Source organism: Maricaulis sp. (genome assembly GCF_030149515.1).
Lineage (GTDB): Bacteria > Pseudomonadota > Alphaproteobacteria > Caulobacterales > Maricaulaceae > Maricaulis.
In genome coordinates this window covers 41,054-55,462 of sequence record NZ_JASBRI010000026.1, presented here as the reverse complement: position 1 = coordinate 55,462, position 14,409 = coordinate 41,054, and the positions used below count along the sequence as shown (strand labels likewise).

The window sequence follows — 14,409 nt, the reverse complement described above, 5'->3', positions numbered from 1 at the left end:
GATCGAGTATGAGGCCCAGCGCCAGATCGACATCCTCGAGGAAGGCGGCAAGGTCGATCAGGAGACCCGCCTGTTCGACGCCAATACCGGTGTGACGCGCTCCATGCGGTCCAAGGAAGAGGCACACGACTACCGCTATTTCCCCGATCCCGACCTGCTGCCGCTGGAGCTGCAGCAGACCTGGGTGGACGAGATCAAGGCCGGTCTGCCGGAACTGCCCGACGCCAAGCGGGAACGCTTTGTCTCCGTGCTCGGCCTGTCGGACTATGACGCGTCCGTGTTGGCGGCCGACAAGGATCGTGCAGCCTATTTCGAGGAAGTCGCTGCGGGGCGCGATGCCAAGCTGGCCTCGAACTGGGTCAATAACGAGCTCTATGGTCGCCTCAACAAGGAAGGCCTGACCATCACCGACTGCCCGGTTTCCGCCGCACAGCTGGGCGGTCTGGTCGCCCTCATCGAGGACGAGACCATTTCCGGCAAGATCGCCAAGGACGTGTTCGAGATCCTGTGGGCTGAAGGTGGCGACCCGGCGACGATCGTCGAGGAGCGCGGCCTCAAGCAGGTCACCGATACCGGCGCTATCGAGGCCGTGATCGACCAGCTGATCGCCGATAATCCCGATCAGGCCGCGTCTGTGCGGGAAAAGCCCAAGGCCATGGGCTGGTTCGTCGGTCAGGTGATGAAGGCCATGCAGGGCAAGGCCAATCCTCAGGCCGTGAACGAAATTCTGCAGAAGAAGCTGCTGGGCTAGGGTGGTACGCCGCCCCAACCGGACTGTCGTGCTCGCCGGGGGCGTGGCGGCCTGCGTCGCGCTCCTTCGGGCCGTCACAGCACTGTCCGGACCCGGGGGCGTGCCAGCAGCTATCCTGGTTGGATTGTCGGCCGGCTTTGCCGTGATCTGGATGGCGGACTTTGCCCTCTCGACCTGGTGGGCGCGAAGGCTGGACCAGCCACCAAGCATGGCGTTCAAATGGCGGCGCTTTCTCGTCGGCGGACCGGCGATCGGGCTGGCCACGCTGTGTGGGCTGAGTGGAGCACTCCTGTCGGCAAGCGCCGCCAACGGCGCCTATGACAGTGCGGCCAGCATTGTCTTTTTCTCGTTGTTCGCGACGGGTATCGCCGGGGCGTGGTACGCTTTCCTGGCCAGCCCGATCTTTGTCGGCGTTGCCCGCCGCTACTACCGAGGGCGATAGCGGCCCGGACTATTCGGCTCCGGGCCGGTCCCGGCGCCGCTTCGACAGGGCGAACAATGCCAGCCAGGTCAGGCCCGCGGCAATCACCACCCACTCGACAGCAAAGACGACAGGGCCGATCAGGCCCGGTTGGACGTATTCAGCCATCAGCGGGCTGCCGACGGCGAGAAGCAGGGCGAGGACGATAAAGGTGGCGACCGCGAAGGTGAAAAGCCGGCGCCGCCACACGGTGCGCAACTCGCGCGCATGGAGAGTGGCCATGATGACCTCCCTTGTGGCTATACGGGTTGCAACGGCTGAAACCGTCGCCCGTTCCTTTCCGCCTCTGGTCCTGCGCGCGCATCTCGTGCTAACCCTTTGATCTCACCGCACGAGCCGGAGCGACAAGGCCCATGACACAGGATGATTCCGCTCTCGACGAACTCCTGCCGCTCGAAGCGTTTCAGGGCCGTTTCGGCGATATCCTGACCTGGCTCCAGGAAACCCTGCTGGACATCAATATCGCGATCCAGATCGGGCTGGTGGCGGCGGCTTTCATCCCGGCGCTGATCTTCGGGCCGCGGCTGCGTCATCTGGTCGAGGCGCATACGCGCGAACTGATCCGCACGGGTCTGGCACGGCGGCTTCTGACCGCGGCGATTGCCCTGGCCACACCGCTGGCGCTGCTGGCTGTGCTGGCGATCGAGCGTGTGGTGCTGGGCGCGGTCGACCGGCCCTTCCATCTCATCAACGCGGCGATGAGCCTGATGACGGCCTGGCTGGTGATCCGCGCCGTGACGCTGATCATCCGCTCGCGCTTCTGGTCGCAGGTCGCTTTCTACATCGCCTGGCCGGTGGCGGCGCTCGATGTGTTCGGTCTGCTCGACGATGTCGTCATGCAGCTGCAGGCACTGGCCATCCCGCTGGGCGAGACGGAGGAGGGCGATCCTGTCGATCTCTCCCTGTTCGACGTGCTGCGCACGCTGATCTATTTCGGCGTGCTGTTCTGGGCGGCCTCCTTTGCCGGCCGCGCTATCAATACCCAGCTGGAACGTGCCGACGAGATTTCGCCGGCCTTGCGGGCGCTGATCTCCAAGGTGCTCGGCTTTGTCCTGCCGATCGTGGCGCTGCTGATCGCGCTGCAGCTGACCGGCTTCAACCTGGCCACGCTGGCGATCTTTTCCGGTGCTGTCGGTATCGGGGTCGGCCTGGGTCTGCAGAAGACCGTGGCGAACTTCGCCGCCGGCTTCACGCTGCTGGCCGACAAGTCGATCAAGCCGGGCGATGCGCTGGAAGTCGACGGCCAGTTCGGCTGGGTGACGGGGATGCAGTCGCGCTATGTCTCGATGCGCACGCGCGACGGTACCGAGCATCTCATCCCGAACGAGCATTTCATCGCCAATGGTGTGATCAACTGGTCCAAGTCCGACCGGGTGGTGCGCCAGCACGCGCCCTTCGGCGTGTCCTACGACACCCAGGACATGGAAAGGGTCCAGCGCCTGGCGATCGAGGCGGCCAAGACGGTGGATCGCGTGGTCGCCGACAAGGAACCGGTCTGCAACCTGATGGAATACGGCGACAGCGCAGTGAATTTCGATCTGCGCTTCTGGATTTCCGACCCTCAGAACGGACTCTCCAATGTCCGGTCGGATGTCTATATAGCCATCTGGAAGAGCTTCCACGAGCACGGGATCGAATTCCCGTACCCGCAGGTCGATCTGCATGTGAAGGACATGCCGAAGGCGTAGCGCAGCGATGCGCCCTGCCGCACGCGCGGGGTTTTACGTAAGCGTGTACCGGCTCATTTTTATTACAAGCAATTAATGCCGCCCAGCTGTTAGGGTTTCATAAATACAACCACAGGATATTGCCCGGCGCTGCAGTCCGGGCGGCGGCACATCCGATCCGGACACGGCGTTCAAGCGAACTTGGCGGGGTGCGGACATGGGGGCCGCGCCCCGCTTCTTCTATCCTTAAGATACTTAGGAACATGTATAAGTTTTCGCTTGACGCGCATCCCGCCGTCTGAATAGCTAGGCGTATGCCTAACTATCAAATGCATCTCGATTCCACCTTTCACGCCCTGGCCGATCCCACGCGCCGGGCGGTGATTGCGCGCCTGATCCAGGGACCCGCCTCGGTCTCGGAACTGGCAGCACCCTTCGACATGGCTTTGCCCTCGCTGATGCAGCACCTGAAAGTGCTCGAGCGCGGCGGGTTGATCCGGTCGCAGAAGGAGGGTCGGGTGCGGACCTGCCGGGTTGAGCCTGCGCGTCTCACCGAGGCCCAGGACTGGCTCGCCGAGCAGCGCGCGCTCTGGGAGCGCCGCCTCGACCGCCTCGACGACTATCTCAAGGAAATGGCTGCAAAGGAGAATTCCGATGACCCGACAGCGTGACTGGGCCGCGTTCAATCCGGAAACCGATCTACAGATCCAGCGCCGGATCGACGTACCGGTCGAGATCGTCTGGCGCGCCTGGAGCGAGCCTGAGCATCTCAAGCAGTGGTGGTGCCCGAAACCCTGGTCGACGCCGGAATGCGAGATGGACCTGCGTCCTGGCGGCGCGTTCCGCACAGTGATGCAGTCGCCCGACGGCGAACGCTTCGACAATGCGGGTGTTTTTCTCGCTGTCGAACCCGAGGCCTGGATTGTCTGGACCAGTGCGCTGGAGCCGGGCTTCCGGCCGGCGCCGCTGGATGCGCCGGATTGTCATGGCCTGGCGATGACGGCGGGGATCTCCTTCGAGCCCGACGGAGCGGGAACGCTCTATACCGCATCGGTCCTTCATCCCAGCAAGGCTTCGCGCCTGCGCCATGAGGAGATGGGCTTCCATGAGGGCTGGGGCACGGTGATCGGTCAGCTGGCCGACTATGCCGAGAGGCTCAGGGAGTTGGCGCAATGACGACAGCAATCACCCATGACGATTTCACCCTGGAGCAGGTTTACGGCGCCGCCCCGGAGCGGATTTTCGCCGCCTGGGAGAGTGTCGAGGGACGGCTGCAATGGCAAAGGCCTGCCGACCATCTCCACATGGTCTACGACGCCTCCGATTTCCGGGTCGGCGGATGCGACGTCAGCCGGTGCTGGGCCGAGGGCGACGACGCCTACGAGGCGGTCGTGTATTATCAGGATATCGTGCCGGACCGGCGGATCGTGATGTCCGAAACCGTGTCGAAGGCGGGCAGGCGCCTGTCCTGTGCGCTGGCTACCGTCGAGATCGATCCTGTCGCCTCGGGCACGCGCATGCGTCTTACTGTCCAGATCGCGGCCGAGGAGGGCTCCGAGGTCTTCGCCGGCTATCGCGAGGGCTGGGGTGCGCTGATGGAAAACCTCGTTTCACACCTGACCCGGGAGGCCGTCTCATGACCGACCTCAAGACAGTCACCACCGAACGCCATTTCGAGGCCGATGCCGCGGATGTTTTCAATGCCTGGCTGGATCCAGAACATGCCCGGCACTGGCTGTTCACCCTGTCCGACAGCACGGTCGTGCGCTGCGAGATCGATCCGCGGCCGGGCGGCCGTTTCGTGATCGTGGACCGGCGCGCCGGCGGAGATGTCCATCATGTCGGCGAATTCATCGAGATCGACCGGCCGAGGCGGATCATCTTCCGTTTCCAGGCCGGAGAGAGTGCCGATCTCGACCCCGCTGATGGCGGGCGGGTGACCGTGACCGTTCTGCCGGAAAAGACCGGGTGCCGGCTCACCCTGGTCCAGGAACTGCCGCCGCAATGGGCCGAATACGAAGACCGGACCCGCGAGGGCTGGGAATTCCTCATTTCCGCGCTCGCGGCCCATCTCGGCGTGTGGGTGGAATCGCCCACCATCAAACCCTTCGACGGAGATATGCCATGACCGCTCGCAGCGTCCAGCACGACAGTTTCAGCATCGATCGCGACTATGACTTCCCGCCGGCCCGGGTGTTTGCCGCCTGGGCCGATCCGGCCGCCAAGAAGCGCTGGTTTGCCGATACCGAGGGTTTCTCCGGGATCGAGTACGCTCTGGACTTCAAGGTCGGCGGCCTGGAAAGCGCCTCGGGCCTTCACCCCGAGGCCGGCCGCTTCACCTACGACGCCGTGATCCATGACATCGTCGAGGACAAGCGGATCGTGCTCGCCTATCGCATGACCATGGATGGCCAGCCGATCTCGGTTTCGCTCGCGACGGTCACATTCAAGCCCACCGCGTCGGGCACGCGTCTGACCTACACCGAGCAGGCCGCCTTCCTGGATGGCCTGGATAATGCCGGTCCGCGGCGGGAAGGCGTGGCGGCCCAGCTGGAGGCGTTGGCCGCCCAGCTTCAACCGTCGACGGCGCAGGCCTAGGGAGAGTCCCCTGAAACGCCTTTTCATGTCAGCCGCAGCAATCGTCCTTGCGGGCGTGGCAACAGCCCAGGATGTGGCCGTACCGCCGTTGGACCCGCCGCCGGCCTCGCTGGAAACCCACTATCCGCACGACGACATCGATTTCGACGCCGAACTGATCGGACCGCAATGGCTGGACGTTGCGGCCTATCCCGCGATCCGCTTTGCATCCACCGATGTCACGGTAACCGGCGAACGCACGGCCGTCGTTACCGGGACGCTTTCCTTCATGGGCATCGAGCGCGAGGTCGATCTCGATGTCCGCTACAACGGCGGCTATGCCGGCATGCCGGTCTACGACCCGCAAGCGCGGATCGGGTTTTCCGCTACCGCTCAGTTCGACCGTTCGGACTTCGGGCTGGACATCGGCCTTCCGCCGCCCGGCAGCGAGTTCGGCGTCGGCGACCGGGTGGAGATTGTGATCGAAGCGGAAATGCTGGGACCGCCTCTTGCGGAGACGCCTGCGGACTGACACTCTGCGCTTTGGTACAAATCGGGAACATGGAGGCGCGGTCATGGCCATCACCGGCAGCTGTCATTGCGGCAAGGTCCGTTACACACTGGATGTCGATACGGACGAGGCGATGGCGTGCAATTGTTCGATCTGCCGGCGCAAGGGCTACCTGCTGACCTTTGCTACACCGGACAAGTTTGCCTTTACCGGCGCGGCCGAGGATCTCACCGTCTACACGTTCGGCAGCCACAATATCCGCCACCAATTCTGCAAGACTTGCGGCTGTGCGCCCTTCGGCGAGGGCACGGGACCGGACGGACAGGCGATGGTGGCGGTCAATCTGCGCTGCGCCGATGTCGATCTCGATGCGCTGAAGGTCACCCGGTTCGATGGGGCAAGCCTTTAGGAAGGCCTATTTCAGCAATCCGATCTCGCGCAGGCGCTGGTTCAGGTAATCGTTCGCCCGGATCGGTTCGGGATACTTGTCCGGATTGTCCGGCCCGGCACAGCCGGGCAGTGTTTCAATCATGTAATCGGGCCGGTAGTGCAGGAAGAAGGGCATGGAATAGCGCGAGTATTCCGTGCGTGCGCCGGCCGGATTGATCACGCGGTGCTGGGTCGAGGGCAGGACGTCATTGGTCGAGCGAGCCAGCATGTCACCCATATTGACCACCAGACAGCCCGGCGGCGGGTTCATGTCGATCCACTCGCCCTCGCGCGTCTTTACCTGCAGACCCGGTTCCTCGGCGCCCAGGAGAAGGGTGATCGTATTGATATCGCCATGGGCCTCGGCGCGGATGGATCCGCCGGGATCGGACCTCACCGGCGGATAGTGCAGAAGGCGCATCACCGAATTGCCATCCTTCACCGTGTCGTCGAAAAAGGTCTCCTCAAGACCAAGATCCAGCGCGATGGCGCGCAGGATCTTGACGCCCAGCGCGTCGAAGGCGGTGTAGAGCCCGTGTACGGTTTCGCGCCAGCCCGCGATCTCGGCCGGCACGATGTTCGGCGCCATGTCCGCCTCGTATTTGTGACCGGGCGGCAGGTCGCGGCCGACATGCCAGAACTCCTTGAGGTCGACATGCCTGGCGTCCTTGGCGATCTCCTTGCCAAAGGGCGTATAGCCGCGCGCGCCGCCGCCACCCTCGACGAAATACTTCATCTTCGTCGCCTCGGGCAGGGCGAAGAAGTCCGCCGCTTTCCGGTAGGCATCGGCGATCAGCGCCTGGTCCAGTCCGTGATCCGAGATCGCGGCGAAACCGTATTCGCGAAAACTGCGGCCCAGCTCGCGTGCAAAGCCGGCCCTGTCGCTCGCCTGCAGCGACATGGATACCGGGGGAAAGCGGGAGAGGGTGTCGGACATGGTTCAGCCGTGTGTTGCGTCGTGTCGGCACAGATACGGCTTTGCCCCTTCCGTGCCAAGCGCACTAGGGTCGCACGGGGGCTGTGATCGCAGTGCCTCTTGAATCAGGTGCGCCGGCCCCCATTTGTCGGCGACGCGCATGCTGCTGGGAGAGCCGAGAATGTCCGCACCGATAGAACTTTACTATTGGCCCACGCCGAATGGCTGGAAAGTCTCCATCGCCCTGGAGGAGATGGGGCTGCCCTATGAACTCAAGCCGGTGAATATCGGGACGGGCGAACAGTTCGAGCCGGGCTTCCTCAAGATCAGCCCGAACAACCGCATGCCGGCGGTCATCGATCCTGACGGGCCGGGTGGCCAGCCGATATCGATCTTCGAGAGCGGAGCGATCCTGCAGTATCTCGGACGCAAGTCCGGACAGTTCTACCCGGAAGACCCGCGCCAGCGGGCCGAAGTCGAACAATGGCTGTTCTGGCAGATGGGCGGCCTCGGCCCGATGGCCGGCCAGGCTCACCATTTCCGCTCCTATGCCCCCAGGATCGAGCCGGACGAAAGCAAGCTGGAATACGGCAAGACCCGCTATACCAATGAAGTGAACCGGCTCTATGGCGTCCTCGAACGGGCTCTGTCCGACGGGCGCGACCATATTGCGGGCGACTATTCCATCGCCGACATGGCGATCTGGCCGTGGATCCTGCCGGAAGGACAGGGCCAGAATCTTGACGATTTCCCCGGGCTGAAGGCCTGGGTCGAACGCGTGGGCGATCGTCCGGCCGTGAAGGCCGGCCGGGCTGTGGGCAAGGAACTTCGCGGCAATCTCGGCGAGGATACCGAAGAGATGAAGAAGGCCCGTTCCGTCCTCTTCGGCCAGACCGCCAAGGTCTAGGTCCGATCTGTTGCGACCGGTTCGCGGTCGCCGTTGAAGACGGTCGTCCAACTAGAACAGCGGGTCTCCGGGGCGGGCCGCAGCCTGGCGGATCCAGTGCGTCAGGGCGGCCTCGTCGAACGCGTTTTCCTCGATATGATAATAGCGAGCTTTCGGATCCTTCGAGCCGACCGGCGGAAGCGGGTCCAGCGAGCTGCCGCGAAGGAAGGTGAGCTTGATGTATTTGTTGAAGCAATGCAGGGACAGGAACCAGCCTTGACCGGCGACTCCGTAAAAGGGTGAATTCCACCGCACGGCCTTGCGCACGCCAGGGACAAGCCGCTCGACCAGCGCGTCCAGCCGGCGGCCGGCTGCGCTCTTCCAGCCCGGCATGGCAGCGATATAGGCTTGCACAGGTGCGTCGCCATCGCCCTTGGGGATCTGCGGATTGCCGCCGGAGAGGAGGCGGGGCCTTTGTTTGGACATGGCCAGCCTCCTAGGCCCGGCTGCGCCATCTGCTCACATGCGGCCTGAAGAACAGGTACAGGCCGGTGACCAGGAGCAGGGCCAGCGGGATCAGTGTGAGCGTGCCGACCCAAAGTGCAACGGTTTCCCGGCCCGTCACCGCGATATTCGCGACAATGGCGAGTGTGAAGGCAATGGCCAGCCAGCGATGGCTCTGCCGCACCAGCAAGTTCCAGTTCATTCCTGTCTCCCTTGGAGGTTTTAGTCCAACCGGGCGAGGACGTCTTCGAGATTGCCGAAGAAGGCCTGCCAGCCGTGCCGGGCGCCGCCGAAGGCCTGTTTCTGGTCGGGCCGGAAGCCCGACTGTTCCATGCGCAAAAGCGTTCCGGTTTCCGTCGGGGTGAGTGTCCAGGTCACCACGCTTGTCAGGTTAAAGGCCGGGTCTGTGTGTTCGAAGTTCCAGGTGTAGGCGAGCGTGCGCTCCGGCTCGACAACGAGCACTTCGCAATCCAGCACGCCGCCCCATTCGCCCTTCAGGTTGAAGCGGTGACCGGTTTCGGGCCGGAAATCATTCTTCATGAGCCACTCTTCGATGAGATGTGGCTGGGTGAGGGCGCGCCAGAGCTTTTCCGGCGGGTGGGGAAATTCGCGCTCCACGACCACGGTGCGGGCCTGCGTCATTGATCCATCCTGTTCAGCAGCACTTCAAGATCGTCCAGCCGCGCATCCCAGAAGCCGGCCATTTGTGTGGTCCAGTCGATCAGCGGGGCCAGGGCGTTGAGCCGGGCGCTGTAATGAGTCTGGCGGCCCTCGTGGCGGTCGCTCACCAGTCCGGCCCGTTTGAGCACGCCGAGATGTTTCGAGACGGCGGGCTGCGAGACGCCGGCCTTGGCCGTGAGCGCACCCACCGTCAGATCCCCGTCGCGGCACAGCCGTTCGAAAAGGGCGCGCCGGGTCGGGTCTGCCAGGGTTCGAAACAGGGTGTCGTGCGGCTGTGTCATCAAACTCATAACCCATCAGTTATTTGTTAAACGCATAACTGTCGAGTTATGGGTGTGTCAACCGGCCCGGTTTGACTGAACGGCTAAAACCGCAGAATTTCTCGCCCCATACGCGCAAGCGCTTGCCTCGCACGGTGTTAGCCGTGAAGTTGTCTCCGGGAACTGGGGGGCGACATGGCGGAGACCGTCCATGCGGAGCCATCGAAACGGCCGGACGCCGATGCGTACCGGCGCGCCGGCTTGACGGCGAGAGAAGCTGCGCGCCGCGAGCGTGCCGAGCGCTGGCGCGCCGGGACCCAGTCGCCCTGGGAGGCCTCCCCTGCGGGGCTTGCCGTGTGGCTGCTCTGGCGTGCCGTGCTGAAAGGCTTTCAGCCGCTCTGGTTGCTCGCCTCGCTGCTGCTGGCCGGCTGGTTCGGCCTGCAATGGCTGGCCAGTGTCGGCGGTGTAAGTGCGGTCGCCGGTCCGCAGCCCGGTGAGGCCGAACGCGTGCGGGCCGCCATCGCCGCCGCCGTTCCGGCCGGTATCGATGCCCGGGATTTCTGGACCGACCGGCTGGAAGCCGCGCTCGACGGCGATCGCCGCCGCCGTCCGGATATCGACCGGTTCCGCGCCTGGGCGGCACTGGGGCCGGACCTGATCGGGCGCGAACGCCTGGCGCTGGAGGCACTGGCCGGTCCCGTGGGGCCGCGTGCCCTGGATGCGCGATTGCGCGCCGGACCGCCGCAGGTGCGCGAAGCCCGCCTTTCACAAGCCTTCCATGCGCGGCTGGCCGAGGGCGAAGCAGGGGGGCTTGTTCCTCCCGAACTGGTTTTTGCCGGCGACGCCCTGCAACAGCGCTATGCCCGCTCCCAGTTCGAATGGTCCGTGGCGCAGACAAGTGCGGCCGCGTTCTTTCGCGGGCGGCGCGGAGGCGAGTTCGAAATGCGCAGCCTGTCGGGTCTGGTTGCCGAGGATGTTGCCGGACCGACGCGCCTCTATGGCGGCGTTCGTCATCTCGCGATGCAGGCCTGCGCCCACGCCGCCGACCGGCTGAGCGGCTGCGAGGCCCGGATTATCCCAGGCGAGCGTCCGGATGGTCTTCGCTATGGCCTGGCGGCGCTGGAGTCCGGGCTGGTCCAGCTGCACATTCCATCCAGCGCGGTGCGCACCGGCGCGGAAGTTCTGCAGGGCGCACGCCTGGCGGGCCGATTGACCCCTGCGCTGGAAGCGGAGATCGCGGCCGTGCTGGAGACCGCCCTGCCGGCTGAAACCGTGACGGCGCGCCTGGCCGGAACCGGCGCGCGCATGGACATCGCCTTTGCCGCGCCGGACCGGGCGGAGCAGGACCTGGTCGACGCGATAGACCGGCGGACCGCGGACGGGGCTGTGGCGCTGTCGGAATTGCTGCGCGACCTTGCCCGCATTCGCGATGACACCTCGCCGGCCGTCGCGATGCGGCTTGTGGCCGGACTGGACCGCATCGGGGATGTGCAGCGCCTGCGCCAATTGGCCGGCCTCCTCGGCGAGCGCACGCTGGCGGTTCGCGAACTCATGGGGGCCGATGCCCTGGCGCTCGTCGAACGGGAACCCGAACAGCCCGCGGGAGACCCGATAGCGCAGCGCAACGCCATGCTTGCCCTGATATCTGCAGGTTTGGTGCTCCTCTTAACCCTGATCCGCTTGATGACACCCGCCCCGATCCGCCGTGCAAGCCGGCTAAGTCTTGCCGATGCGTGGATATCGCGTTTAACGCTTGGTAGGAAAACCTAACGCACGTAAGTATTTAAGGCGCATTTTTCCGGATTTCCCTTAACCTTAAAGCAATCCTCTTCGCGCAACCTCGCATTATGTTCGAAAGGCATTCGGACAGGATGGTGGAGCGAGTGACAGGTCAAAATGACGGCGCTCGCGAGTGTGTAGTTAAGGGGAAGACCCATGGCGTTTACGGACGTAGAAACGGCCCAGGCCCATAAAGCAGCGTTCGCCGATCCGACCGGCGAGGATCTCTGCAAGCTCGGTATCCTGTATTCGACGGGACAGGGCGGCGAGATCGATTATGTCGAAGCCCACAAATGGTTCAATCTGGCGGCCCTGATGGGGTCGGAGCCGGCGAAATACTATCGCCAGGAAATCTCCGACCAGATGTCGACCTCCCAGGTCGCCGCGGCCCAGCGCGCCGCGCGCGAATGGTTGTCGACCCGTCACTAGAGACGGCGCGAACAACGCCAGCCAGTCCGGTCACGCCGGCGAATGGGGGCATTCGCCGGCAGGCCGTTTGTCCGGTTGACGTTCTGGCAGGGTTGGCAAACCTGTCTCCCGGCCGGGCCGCCGGGACATGCGCGCGTCCTCCGGGGCGGCGCACGCTCGATCTCCGGTCAGTTGCTGATCGCGTCCGCGATCGCGTAGGACATCGCCTGGTCGAACGGGATGATGCCCATCACGTATTGCTCCACAAAGACATTCACCTCGGCCACGGTCGAGCGGGGCACGAAGATGATGTCGTGGCGGCGGATCTGGATTTGGTCGGCGCCGGGGCGGGCGCGTAGTGCGTCGTGAAGATTGACCGTGTGCATCATCATCTCGCCACCCGGCGAACGGCGCAGTACGACGACATCGCCGCGGGCGGCGGTATTCTTGAAACCGCCTGCCATCATCACCGCCTCCAGGGCGCCGACGGGGCCGGACATCTCGACCAGGCCGGGCGTGTTCACCTCGCCGCCCACGATGATGTTCTGCGGCCCCAGTTCTGAGCGGCGCACTTCCACGATGGGGTCCACCAGAACATTGCGCGCATAGGCGTCGGCCACGGTATTGGCGATCTCGTAGTCGGTCTGTCCGGCCACCATCACATCGGCCAGCATGGGCAGGCTGATTCGTCCGTCCGGGCCGATAAGGGCGGTGCGCGAGAGTTCCGGAGCCGAATGCACGGTCACCTCGATCGTGTCGCCGGGATAGAATCGATAGGCCGGATCGGTCTGTTCCCAGGCGGCAAAGCGCGGCTGTCCCCAGGCCTCCGGCGGGGCCGTATCGGCGCCATGGCTGGCACATCCGGACGGGCCGGAAGCCAGCAGCAGGGCTGCCAGGAAAACGCCCGTCGTCTTCGCGCGCATGAAATATCCTTCCCGCAGAACGTTCAGTGCGGATAGTCGGCCGCCTTGGATAATAAATTTTTAAGCGCACGCAGTCTCATATGCGGGCATGACTCGCGCGTTCGACAATTCCGGTCACCCGGCCGGACCGTCCGGCCTGTCCGCGGCTCCGGCCCGGCGGGAGCTGGACCTGTTCGACGTGCTTGCCCTGGCCTGGTCCGAACGCGGTTTTATTGCCCTGGTCTTTGCAGTCCTGATGGCGATCGGCGTCGCCGCGTCCCTGTTGCTCCTGAAGCCCAGCTATCAGGCAGAGGCGCGCCTTCTGGTGCTGCTTAACGAGGATCCGACCCCGGCGGCCGCCGGCTGGGGCGACGGTTTCATGCTCAACCAGGTCATGCAGTCGGAAAGCGAGCTTTTGAGCTCCAATGCGGTGCGCGAGCTGACCTACGAGACGCTGGGCGCGGCGGCGATTCTGGGTGAAGCCGTCGATGGCGATGGCCGTACGGCGGCCATGAAGGCTCTGCGCTCGGGCTTTTCCGTCTCGCGCGAACCCAACTCCTCGGCTCTCAATGCGACGTATGAAACCGGCGAGGCCGAGCGTGCCGCGCGGATTCTCAATGCCATCGTCGATGCCTATCTCGCCTATCGCGAACAGGTTCTGGTCGAGACCGGCGTGAGCGGCCTTTCGGTCCGGCGCGATCAGGCCGATGCGGCGCTTGCCGGGGCGCAGGCCGCGATGGACGCATTTCTGCGCGAACACGATCTGGCGAATTTCGAGACCGAACAGCAGACCGCGCAGAATCTCGTTTCCAATCTCACCGACCGGCTGAACAGTGCCCGGGCCGCGCGCGATTCGGCTGCGGCCGGTGTCGAGGCCCTGCGCCAGCGCCTGGAACAGATCCCGGAACAGATCGAACTCTATGTCGAGAACGGCGTCTCCGGCCGCCTGCTCGATCTGCGGGCCGAGCGTGCCAGCCTGCTCTCGCGCTATCAGCCTGGTGCGCCCGCAGTAGCCGCCGTCGAGCGTGAGATCGCGGCGCTGCAGGCCTTTATCGCCTCCGGGGCCGCCGAAGGCGAGGGACAGCGCCGTTCCGGCGCCAACCCGGTCAGGCAGTCACTCGAATCCGAACTGGCAACGCGCGAGGCCAATGCCCGTGCCGAGGCCTCCCTGGCGGCCTCTCTGGAAGCACAGTTGCGCGACACGCGGAGCGAAATTGCGCGCCTGCGCGGTCTGGAACCGGAATACACGCATCTCGCCCAGGACCTGTCCGCCGCCGAGGCGGCCGCCTCCAACATTGCCGGACTGGAAGCCAGTGCGCTGTCGCAGCGCTCGCCGGCCATGGGCGCGGCCGATTTCGTGCGTGTGGTCGACCGGGCCGTGCCGCCGCTGGACGGTTCCTCTATGAAGAAGCTGGGCCTGGTTGCCTCGACTGTCCTGGCGCTGGGCGTGGCGCTCTTTCTCGGCCTGCTGCGCGGATACTGGCGCACCTATGTGCGCGCCGGAGCCCTGCGCATTCCGCAGGGCATGTCTCACGCTGCCGATGCGCATGATATCCCGGCGCCGGCCAATGATCCCTTCGACGGTCTGCCCGTCCTGGCGCGCATCGCCGATCGCTCTGCGTAAGCGGGGCGTTAACCACAGGTTTGGCAGTTTGAT

At 64.7% G+C, this 14,409-nt stretch carries 20 protein-coding genes and 1 pseudogene; 14 read left to right on the top strand and 7 right to left on the bottom strand.

Features of this window, described 5'->3' with window-relative positions:
• Positions 1-751, top strand: a pseudogene (gene gatB / locus Q1U94_RS12615) (Asp-tRNA(Asn)/Glu-tRNA(Gln) amidotransferase GatCAB subunit B); the annotation flags it as partial.
• 100 nt (positions 752-851) lie between these two features.
• A complete protein-coding gene (locus Q1U94_RS12610) occupies positions 852-1,193 on the top strand; it encodes a hypothetical protein (protein ID WP_300545240.1) in 342 nt (113 codons plus the stop codon).
• 9 nt (positions 1,194-1,202) lie between these two features.
• On the opposite strand, the gene Q1U94_RS12605 is transcribed toward Q1U94_RS12610, so the two are convergent.
• A complete protein-coding gene (locus Q1U94_RS12605; protein ID WP_300545238.1) occupies positions 1,203-1,454 on the bottom strand; it encodes a hypothetical protein in 252 nt (83 codons plus the stop codon).
• A gap of 131 nt (positions 1,455-1,585) precedes the next feature.
• Here Q1U94_RS12605 and Q1U94_RS12600 point away from each other — a divergent pair, with 131 nt between their 5' ends.
• The 8 genes from Q1U94_RS12600 to Q1U94_RS12565 all read left to right on the top strand — a co-directional run bounded on the left by Q1U94_RS12600 (position 1,586) and on the right by Q1U94_RS12565 (position 6,396).
• The gene (locus Q1U94_RS12600; RefSeq protein ID WP_300545236.1) at positions 1,586-2,920 is read left to right on the top strand and encodes a mechanosensitive ion channel domain-containing protein; all 1,335 of its coding nucleotides are present in this window, start codon (positions 1,586-1,588) and stop codon (positions 2,918-2,920) included.
• Between the two features lie 293 nt (positions 2,921-3,213).
• Entirely contained in the window at positions 3,214-3,570 is a 357-nt protein-coding gene (locus Q1U94_RS12595; RefSeq protein ID WP_300545233.1) for a metalloregulator ArsR/SmtB family transcription factor, read from the top strand.
• Positions 3,554-4,075, top strand: coding sequence for an SRPBCC family protein (locus tag Q1U94_RS12590; protein WP_300545231.1), 522 nt, complete (start codon positions 3,554-3,556; stop codon positions 4,073-4,075). Before Q1U94_RS12595 ends, Q1U94_RS12590 begins: the two co-directional genes overlap by 17 nt.
• Complete coding sequence (locus tag Q1U94_RS12585; RefSeq protein WP_300545229.1) at positions 4,072-4,539, top strand: SRPBCC domain-containing protein; 468 nt, start codon at positions 4,072-4,074, stop codon at positions 4,537-4,539. Before Q1U94_RS12590 ends, Q1U94_RS12585 begins: the two co-directional genes overlap by 4 nt.
• A complete protein-coding gene (locus Q1U94_RS12580; protein ID WP_300545227.1) occupies positions 4,536-5,027 on the top strand; it encodes an SRPBCC domain-containing protein in 492 nt (163 codons plus the stop codon). Before Q1U94_RS12585 ends, Q1U94_RS12580 begins: the two co-directional genes overlap by 4 nt.
• On the top strand, positions 5,024-5,497 hold the full coding sequence (locus Q1U94_RS12575) for an SRPBCC family protein (RefSeq protein ID WP_300545224.1): 474 nt from the start codon (positions 5,024-5,026) through the stop codon (positions 5,495-5,497). The genes Q1U94_RS12580 and Q1U94_RS12575 overlap by 4 nt, the downstream gene beginning before the upstream one ends.
• Positions 5,498-5,522: 25 nt before the next feature.
• Positions 5,523-6,008, top strand: coding sequence for a YceI family protein (locus Q1U94_RS12570; protein WP_300545222.1), 486 nt, complete (start codon positions 5,523-5,525; stop codon positions 6,006-6,008).
• Between the two features lie 43 nt (positions 6,009-6,051).
• Entirely contained in the window at positions 6,052-6,396 is a 345-nt protein-coding gene (locus Q1U94_RS12565; RefSeq protein ID WP_300545219.1) for a GFA family protein, read from the top strand.
• 6 nt (positions 6,397-6,402) lie between these two features.
• Here the strand turns inward: Q1U94_RS12565 and Q1U94_RS12560 are convergent, their stop codons facing one another.
• The gene (locus tag Q1U94_RS12560; RefSeq protein ID WP_300545216.1) at positions 6,403-7,353 is read right to left on the bottom strand and encodes a 2-oxoglutarate and iron-dependent oxygenase domain-containing protein; all 951 of its coding nucleotides are present in this window, start codon (positions 7,351-7,353) and stop codon (positions 6,403-6,405) included.
• A 160-nt stretch (positions 7,354-7,513) separates the two neighbouring features.
• On the opposite strand from Q1U94_RS12560, the gene Q1U94_RS12555 reads away from it, so the two are divergent.
• Positions 7,514-8,239: a glutathione S-transferase N-terminal domain-containing protein gene (locus tag Q1U94_RS12555; RefSeq protein WP_300545214.1), complete on the top strand. Its 726-nt coding sequence runs from the start codon at positions 7,514-7,516 to the stop codon at positions 8,237-8,239.
• A 51-nt stretch (positions 8,240-8,290) separates the two neighbouring features.
• Here the strand turns inward: Q1U94_RS12555 and Q1U94_RS12550 are convergent, their stop codons facing one another.
• The 4 genes from Q1U94_RS12550 to Q1U94_RS12535 are packed head-to-tail and all read right to left on the bottom strand — an operon-like array spanning position 8,291 to position 9,684.
• Entirely contained in the window at positions 8,291-8,704 is a 414-nt protein-coding gene (locus tag Q1U94_RS12550) for a DUF1801 domain-containing protein (protein WP_300545212.1), read from the bottom strand.
• A gap of 10 nt (positions 8,705-8,714) precedes the next feature.
• The gene (locus Q1U94_RS12545; protein WP_300545210.1) at positions 8,715-8,924 is read right to left on the bottom strand and encodes a hypothetical protein; all 210 of its coding nucleotides are present in this window, start codon (positions 8,922-8,924) and stop codon (positions 8,715-8,717) included.
• 20 nt (positions 8,925-8,944) lie between these two features.
• Entirely contained in the window at positions 8,945-9,364 is a 420-nt protein-coding gene (locus Q1U94_RS12540; protein ID WP_300545208.1) for an SRPBCC domain-containing protein, read from the bottom strand.
• Entirely contained in the window at positions 9,361-9,684 is a 324-nt protein-coding gene (locus tag Q1U94_RS12535; protein ID WP_366917293.1) for a metalloregulator ArsR/SmtB family transcription factor, read from the bottom strand. Before Q1U94_RS12535 ends, Q1U94_RS12540 begins: the two co-directional genes overlap by 4 nt.
• A gap of 174 nt (positions 9,685-9,858) precedes the next feature.
• Between Q1U94_RS12535 and Q1U94_RS12530 the strand changes: the two genes are divergently transcribed.
• Together Q1U94_RS12530 and Q1U94_RS12525 are read left to right on the top strand one after the other, a co-directional pair.
• Positions 9,859-11,433: a hypothetical protein gene (locus Q1U94_RS12530; RefSeq protein ID WP_300545204.1), complete on the top strand. Its 1,575-nt coding sequence runs from the start codon at positions 9,859-9,861 to the stop codon at positions 11,431-11,433.
• Between the two features lie 165 nt (positions 11,434-11,598).
• Entirely contained in the window at positions 11,599-11,871 is a 273-nt protein-coding gene (locus Q1U94_RS12525) for a hypothetical protein (protein WP_300545201.1), read from the top strand.
• A 167-nt stretch (positions 11,872-12,038) separates the two neighbouring features.
• Here Q1U94_RS12525 and Q1U94_RS12520 read toward each other — a convergent pair whose 3' ends face one another.
• Positions 12,039-12,773, bottom strand: a complete 735-nt coding sequence (locus Q1U94_RS12520) for a polysaccharide biosynthesis/export family protein (RefSeq protein WP_300545199.1) — start codon at positions 12,771-12,773, stop codon at positions 12,039-12,041.
• An 88-nt stretch (positions 12,774-12,861) separates the two neighbouring features.
• On the opposite strand from Q1U94_RS12520, the gene Q1U94_RS12515 reads away from it, so the two are divergent.
• Positions 12,862-14,376 (top strand): Wzz/FepE/Etk N-terminal domain-containing protein, encoded by a 1,515-nt coding sequence (locus Q1U94_RS12515; protein ID WP_300545197.1) that lies wholly within the window; start codon positions 12,862-12,864, stop codon positions 14,374-14,376.
• Positions 14,377-14,409: the final 33 nt, after the last annotated feature.

What these genes read in the sequence shown, in the direction of transcription:
- Q1U94_RS12535 (WP_366917293.1), bottom strand. Translation starts at nt 9,684, where the DNA reads ATGACACAGCCGCACGACACCCTGTTTCGAACCCTGGCAGACCCGACC.
- Q1U94_RS12515 (WP_300545197.1), top strand. Translation starts at nt 12,862, where the DNA reads ATGACTCGCGCGTTCGACAATTCCGGTCACCCGGCCGGACCGTCCGGC.
- Q1U94_RS12580 (WP_300545227.1), top strand. Translation starts at nt 4,536, where the DNA reads ATGACCGACCTCAAGACAGTCACCACCGAACGCCATTTCGAGGCCGAT.
- Q1U94_RS12520 (WP_300545199.1), bottom strand. Translation starts at nt 12,773, where the DNA reads ATGCGCGCGAAGACGACGGGCGTTTTCCTGGCAGCCCTGCTGCTGGCT.
- Q1U94_RS12585 (WP_300545229.1), top strand. Translation starts at nt 4,072, where the DNA reads ATGACGACAGCAATCACCCATGACGATTTCACCCTGGAGCAGGTTTAC.
- Q1U94_RS12560 (WP_300545216.1), bottom strand. Translation starts at nt 7,353, where the DNA reads ATGTCCGACACCCTCTCCCGCTTTCCCCCGGTATCCATGTCGCTGCAG.
- Q1U94_RS12550 (WP_300545212.1), bottom strand. Translation starts at nt 8,704, where the DNA reads ATGTCCAAACAAAGGCCCCGCCTCCTCTCCGGCGGCAATCCGCAGATC.
- Q1U94_RS12600 (WP_300545236.1), top strand. Translation starts at nt 1,586, where the DNA reads ATGACACAGGATGATTCCGCTCTCGACGAACTCCTGCCGCTCGAAGCG.
- Q1U94_RS12570 (WP_300545222.1), top strand. Translation starts at nt 5,523, where the DNA reads ATGTCAGCCGCAGCAATCGTCCTTGCGGGCGTGGCAACAGCCCAGGAT.
- Q1U94_RS12525 (WP_300545201.1), top strand. Translation starts at nt 11,599, where the DNA reads ATGGCGTTTACGGACGTAGAAACGGCCCAGGCCCATAAAGCAGCGTTC.
- Q1U94_RS12530 (WP_300545204.1), top strand. Translation starts at nt 9,859, where the DNA reads ATGGCGGAGACCGTCCATGCGGAGCCATCGAAACGGCCGGACGCCGAT.
- Q1U94_RS12540 (WP_300545208.1), bottom strand. Translation starts at nt 9,364, where the DNA reads ATGACGCAGGCCCGCACCGTGGTCGTGGAGCGCGAATTTCCCCACCCG.
- Q1U94_RS12595 (WP_300545233.1), top strand. Translation starts at nt 3,214, where the DNA reads ATGCCTAACTATCAAATGCATCTCGATTCCACCTTTCACGCCCTGGCC.
- Q1U94_RS12545 (WP_300545210.1), bottom strand. Translation starts at nt 8,924, where the DNA reads ATGAACTGGAACTTGCTGGTGCGGCAGAGCCATCGCTGGCTGGCCATT.
- Q1U94_RS12555 (WP_300545214.1), top strand. Translation starts at nt 7,514, where the DNA reads ATGTCCGCACCGATAGAACTTTACTATTGGCCCACGCCGAATGGCTGG.
- Q1U94_RS12605 (WP_300545238.1), bottom strand. Translation starts at nt 1,454, where the DNA reads ATGGCCACTCTCCATGCGCGCGAGTTGCGCACCGTGTGGCGGCGCCGG.
- Q1U94_RS12565 (WP_300545219.1), top strand. Translation starts at nt 6,052, where the DNA reads ATGGCCATCACCGGCAGCTGTCATTGCGGCAAGGTCCGTTACACACTG.
- Q1U94_RS12575 (WP_300545224.1), top strand. Translation starts at nt 5,024, where the DNA reads ATGACCGCTCGCAGCGTCCAGCACGACAGTTTCAGCATCGATCGCGAC.
- Q1U94_RS12590 (WP_300545231.1), top strand. Translation starts at nt 3,554, where the DNA reads ATGACCCGACAGCGTGACTGGGCCGCGTTCAATCCGGAAACCGATCTA.